The organism is Parafrankia sp. EUN1f (assembly GCF_000177675.1).
In the GTDB taxonomy this organism is placed as follows: Bacteria; Actinomycetota; Actinomycetes; order Frankiales; family Frankiaceae; genus Parafrankia.
In genome coordinates this window covers 1-4875 of record NZ_ADGX01000287.1, presented here as the reverse complement: position 1 = coordinate 4875, position 4875 = coordinate 1, and the positions used below count along the sequence as shown (strand labels likewise).

General features: G+C 63.9%; 4 protein-coding genes and 3 pseudogenes. 2 read left to right on the top strand and 5 right to left on the bottom strand.

Annotated elements, in window-relative coordinates:
• The 3 genes and pseudogenes from FREUN1FDRAFT_RS37875 to FREUN1FDRAFT_RS45655 all read right to left on the bottom strand — a co-directional run.
• A pseudogene (locus FREUN1FDRAFT_RS37875) lies at nucleotides 1-195 on the bottom strand (hypothetical protein); the annotation flags it as partial.
• Between the two features lie 30 nt (nucleotides 196-225).
• Entirely contained in the window at nucleotides 226-507 is a 282-nt protein-coding gene (locus FREUN1FDRAFT_RS45660) for a group II intron maturase-specific domain-containing protein (RefSeq protein ID WP_006545734.1), read from the bottom strand.
• Entirely contained in the window at nucleotides 504-851 is a 348-nt protein-coding gene (locus FREUN1FDRAFT_RS45655) for a reverse transcriptase domain-containing protein (RefSeq protein WP_006545733.1), read from the bottom strand. Before FREUN1FDRAFT_RS45655 ends, FREUN1FDRAFT_RS45660 begins: the two co-directional genes overlap by 4 nt.
• 190 nt (nucleotides 852-1041) lie before the next feature.
• Here FREUN1FDRAFT_RS45655 and FREUN1FDRAFT_RS37865 point away from each other — a divergent pair, with 190 nt between their 5' ends.
• Nucleotides 1042-1341, top strand: a complete 300-nt coding sequence (locus tag FREUN1FDRAFT_RS37865) for a hypothetical protein (RefSeq protein ID WP_232295610.1) — start codon at nucleotides 1042-1044, stop codon at nucleotides 1339-1341.
• A gap of 128 nt (nucleotides 1342-1469) precedes the next feature.
• Nucleotides 1470-2588, top strand: a pseudogene (locus tag FREUN1FDRAFT_RS47250) (recombinase family protein); the annotation flags it as partial.
• Between the two features lie 459 nt (nucleotides 2589-3047).
• Here FREUN1FDRAFT_RS47250 and FREUN1FDRAFT_RS44740 read toward each other — a convergent pair.
• Together FREUN1FDRAFT_RS44740 and FREUN1FDRAFT_RS37855 are read right to left on the bottom strand one after the other, a co-directional pair.
• Nucleotides 3048-3566: a reverse transcriptase domain-containing protein gene (locus tag FREUN1FDRAFT_RS44740; RefSeq protein WP_232295611.1), complete on the bottom strand. Its 519-nt coding sequence runs from the start codon at nucleotides 3564-3566 to the stop codon at nucleotides 3048-3050.
• A 909-nt stretch (nucleotides 3567-4475) separates the two neighbouring features.
• A pseudogene (locus FREUN1FDRAFT_RS37855) lies at nucleotides 4476-4736 on the bottom strand (transposase); the annotation flags it as partial.
• Nucleotides 4737-4875 lie beyond the last annotated feature (139 nt).

Sequence of the window (4875 nt, the reverse complement as noted above, 5' to 3'; positions counted from 1 at the left end):
GGAGGCGGTGAACGACCGGACGGCGAGCGCGGCGAGCTCCCCGCGGCGGGTCGCGGTCGCGGAGGCGGGGCGGTCACGCCATTCGTAGAAGCCGGAACGGGAGACGTCGAGCCAGGCGCACATCTGGATGATGGACGGCGTCGGTGTGCCAGCATTCGCGGTGGTGCGGGCGGCGTACTCCGCCCGGCGTGACACTCTCGCGTCACCGGGCTCTTCTTGCCCTTCTCACCAGAAGCCGTGGATCCATTGCCAGTGCGCGAACAGCGTGGGGTACTGTAAGGTGATCCTCTTCCACGCCTGGTGCGCTTTGGCAAATGTCCTCAGCCGTCGATACTTCTTCCGTATCCACCGCAGCAGATTTGCGCTGATGCGATAGAGGAGCGGATACAGCTCGGTCTTGTAGAAGGCACCGTAGTATTGCATCCAGCCCCGGATGACAGGATTGACCGCACGGGCGATCCCATCCATAGTGTGGCCGGTGAGCGTGTGAAGCTGCCAGGACTTCACTTTCTTGCCCTCTTCTTGATGGCATCCTTGCTGGCCGCCGGGACGAACCCGGTGAACACGTTCCCGTTCCGCGCCCGCACCCCTCGCGCCCGGAAGGTGAAGCCAAGGAAGGTGAATTCCGTGTGCTCATGCGAGCCACGTCTTTTCCCGTCCTTGCAGTACACGATCCGAGTTTTCTCCGGGTGCAGGCTGACGCCGACCTGTTCCATCCTCTTCCGCAGCCTGTCCAGCACGAACCTGGCCTGGGCCAGGGACTTGCAGTGCACGACCGCATCATCGGCGTAGCACTCAAAAGGACAGGCCGGGAATTCCCGGACCATCCACAAGTCGAACGCGTAATGCATGAACAGATTGGCGAGTACGGGACTGGCTACGCCTCCAACGCACTTGGCAACTTCGAGTTCGAAGTCACGCTGAGCTACCGGCGGCTGGAACTGCCTCGGCGTGTCGAGGTGACGTCACGACACAGGCGGTAGTACTGATCTGTCTGTGGGTGATCGTCGTCGTGTGGGTGCGGGTGAGTACGCCGAGCGGGTGAACGCTGCGGCGCAGCTGCTGGAGGGCGGCGTTCCGATCGAGGACGCCGCCCTTCTGCTGTCCGCGCGGTTTGGGGTTTCGCCGCGGCAGGCCCGGCGTTACGCCGATTCGGCGGTGGGTGGGCGGGTGGTCGTGCCTGAGCCGACGGTGGTGTTCACGGTCAAGCTTCCCGCTGTGCTGGCCGAGCGAACACGCGAGGAAGCCCGGATCCGCGGCACGACGATTTCGTCGCTCGTGACTGGTGCTTTGTCGGACTATCTCGTCTCAGCCGCGGCGGGAAGTCCGACGGATGAATGAGCGGGCGATCGCCCTTGAGTATGTGTTCGACCGCCACGCTGCCCGGGATCTGTCGATCGCGTACGGAGTCCTGGTCCCACCGCGGCGGCTGAAAATCCAGACGGACCAGCAGACAGGAGACGAGAACGGTGAACGTGGCGGTTTATGCCCGGGTGTCGTCGGACCGGCAGAAGAAGAACGAGACGATCGCCTCGCAGACGGCGGCGCTGCGTGAACACGCCCGGCAGATGGGGGCGGTACTGCCGGCCGAGTGGGTTTTCGAGGACGACGGCCATTCGGGTGCGACGCTGACACGCCCGGCGCTGGAACGGCTGCGGGACCTGGTCGCGGCCGTGCAGATCGACGTGGTGCTGTGCTATTCCCCGGACAGACTTGCCCGGAAGTTCGCCTACCAGGCACTGCTGATCGAGGAGTTCACGCGGGCGGGTACCCGCGTCGAGTTCATCAAAGGCCCTCGCGGGGACAGCCCGGAAGACCAGCTCATGGTCCAGTTCCAGGGGATGTTCGCGGAATATGAGAAGGCCCAGATCCTGGAGCGTTACCGACGTGGGAAGGCGCACCGTGCCCGGGCGGGGTCGGTGAACGTGCTGTCCGGGGCGCCGTTCGGGTATCACTACCGTCGGCGGTCCGACCAGCTCGGTGCCGGCTACGAGATCCTTCACCACGAGGCGATCCTGGTCACCGAGATGTTCCGCCGCTACGCCGACGAAGGCGCCTCCATCGCGACGCTGGCCCGCTGGCTGACCGAGAAAGGCGTGCCGACCCGCACCGGCAAGAATCGCTGGGACCGGTCGGTGATCTGGGCGATGCTACGGAACCCCGCCTACAAGGGGACGGCGGTGTTTGGGAAGACGATGATCGACAACACGCCGGCCGGTCTGAACCGGGTGGCGCGGCTTCAGGGGCGTTCAACACCGCGGCCGACCAGAGTCGTCGACCGGCCTCGTGACGAGTGGGTCGAGATCCCGGTGCCCGCCCTTGTCAGCGAGGAGATGTTCGAACGGGTCGCGGCCCGCCTCGAGGAAAACAAGCGTTTCGCGCCCCGCAACACGAAGACGACCCCCTCACTGCTGCAGGGTCTCGCAGCGTGCTCGGCCTGCGGTTACGGCTACTACCGCACCTCGACACGGACAACGAACAAGAAGATCTACTACTACCGGTGTCTCGGTTCCGACGACTACCGCTACGAGAACGGCCGTGTGTGCTGGAACAAGCCGGTCCGCGCCGACTACCTCGACGAGACCGTCTGGGAACACATCACGAAACTGATCAGCGATCCGACTCTGATCCGTGCCGAGATCGACAGCCGGCTGCGCCAGGCTCGTGATGCGGATCCCGCCAAGCGTCAGCGCGGACAGGTCGAGCTCGCGCTCACGAAGACCGCCACTGCCATCGCGCGCATGATCGAGGCGTTCCAGGAACAGCTGATCACCCTTGACGAGCTCCGCGCGAGAATGCCCGAACTCCGCACCCGCGAAGCGAACCTCCGCGGCCAACTCGACGCTCTCGACAGCCAGATCGCCGACCGCGATCTTTATCTCGCCCTCGCAACCGACCTCGAGGGATTCCTGTCACAGCTGGGCGAGAACGCGAAAAGCACCGAGATCACCGACCGCCAACGCGTCCTGCGACTACTCGTCAAGAACGTTCTGATCGGCCCCGAGAAGATTACAATCCGGCATCGCATCCCACTTCGCCAACGAACATCAGGCCGCGACACTCCGGCCGCTAGCGCCGATGCGGAGGGTGACCAGAAGGCTGGTTGCCAAGTGCGTTGGAGGCGTAAGGATGCCACCCTGCGGATGCGGAGTACCCCTGCTCCGCTCCACCAGAGTGCCGTCCGCGTGCTGCAACGGCGCAGCCAGCCACCGTTTGACGTACAGCAGCACCCAACGGGCGTCGGTCACCGCCTCCACCGCCTTGATGATCAGGTCCCACGGCACCGAGTCAAAGAACTTCTCGACATCACAGTCGATCGCCCAGTCCTTCTTCCAGCACCTCGCCCGACACGCCGCGACCGCGTCCAGCGCCGACCGCCCCGGCCGGTACCCATAGGAATCCGGGTGGAACCGCGGTTCCGCCCGGTTCTCCAAATACATGGCCACCACCGTTTGGGCGATCCTGTCCACGACCGTGGGCACGCCTAGCGTTCTCGAACCTCCGCCATGCGGCTTCGGTATTTCCACCGCCCGCACCGGGGGTGGGAAGTAGCTGCCCGAGCTCATCCGGTTCCAGATCCTGTACAGGTTGTCCTTCAGATCTGCCTCGAAATCCGCCAGGGCCTGCCCGTCCACTCCCGGGGCACCCTTGTTGCTTGCAACCCGCCGGTATGCCTCCCACACCATCTGCTTGGGAATGTAGAACGGCTTGACTTCCGACTTGGACATGTTCCCTCGCTTCCTCCCGGGGCATTGCCCGGTTGTCCGAACGAACACTCCAGATGAGCCGACCCCTTGGCTCCGCCCCACCCCAGGTCAGCAGGGACTTCCCAGCTACTACAGGTCGGTCCGCCAGCGAACGTCGCATCGGTACTCAGTGCCTCCGGCTTCCTGCCTCGACACGCTCCCTTACCCGTCCCCGATCCACCAGGCCGGGCGGACAATATCGACGCTCACCTTCTCACGTTCCGTGCAAGAGCCGCAGACCAGGCTCACGCCGCCTCCACGCCGGGCACCGCCTGGCCAGTAAACGGGCTCCCGCCAGACTCATCCCTCAGGCCAAACTAACCCTCGGTTCTGATGCCATCTAAGAGGCTTTCGACGCTTCCACAGCGAACACCCGGCCTAGCTATCCAGCCGAGTACTTCTGGCACGTCTTCCTGGTCCCCACCTGACACGATCTCGCCGTGTCTTTTCCCTGTCGCTCACCACGACGGTCTTCAGCCAACGCGGCACAGGGTGGTTTAGCGCCCTCCCCCGCATGGACGACGCTGGAGGGCCGACAATCCTCCATCTCTCGCACAGCACCGCATCAGAAAGGATCCTTACCTACGTGACCCCCCTCTGCGTTCGTGACACACGTTTGAAGCCTCCCCCCGAAGGGCGGCTCCGGAGGGCCTTCAATCCTCCATCTTTCGTACAGCACCGCCGTCCGTCACCCAGCTAACAAGCAACTTTCAGCGTTCGTGGCACACCGGCTTTTTTCAGGAACTCGTTTTCCATGCGCAGCTCGCGGTTCTGCCGCTCGAGTTCGCGGAGCCGGGCACTTTCGTCGGCGGTCGCCGGCGGGGCCTCACCGGCATGGGCACGCCGGTAGGTGGCGACCCAGCTCCCTAGGGTTCCTTCCAGGATGCCCAATTCCTGTGCGACATCGGAGATCGGACGGGATGTCTCGATCACCATCCGCACGGCTTCTTCCTTGAACTCAAGCGTGAACTTTCTTCGCTTCTGCGTCAACTATCATTCCTTCCGGCCTGTCCCCTATTCTAGTAGGGGCCACTGTCCGGAAGAAAAAGGGCACCTCACAATCCCTCGTAGGGGCGATGAGGACTTCCAGGCATTCCAGACCGCACGCATACAGGTAATGTTGCAATCC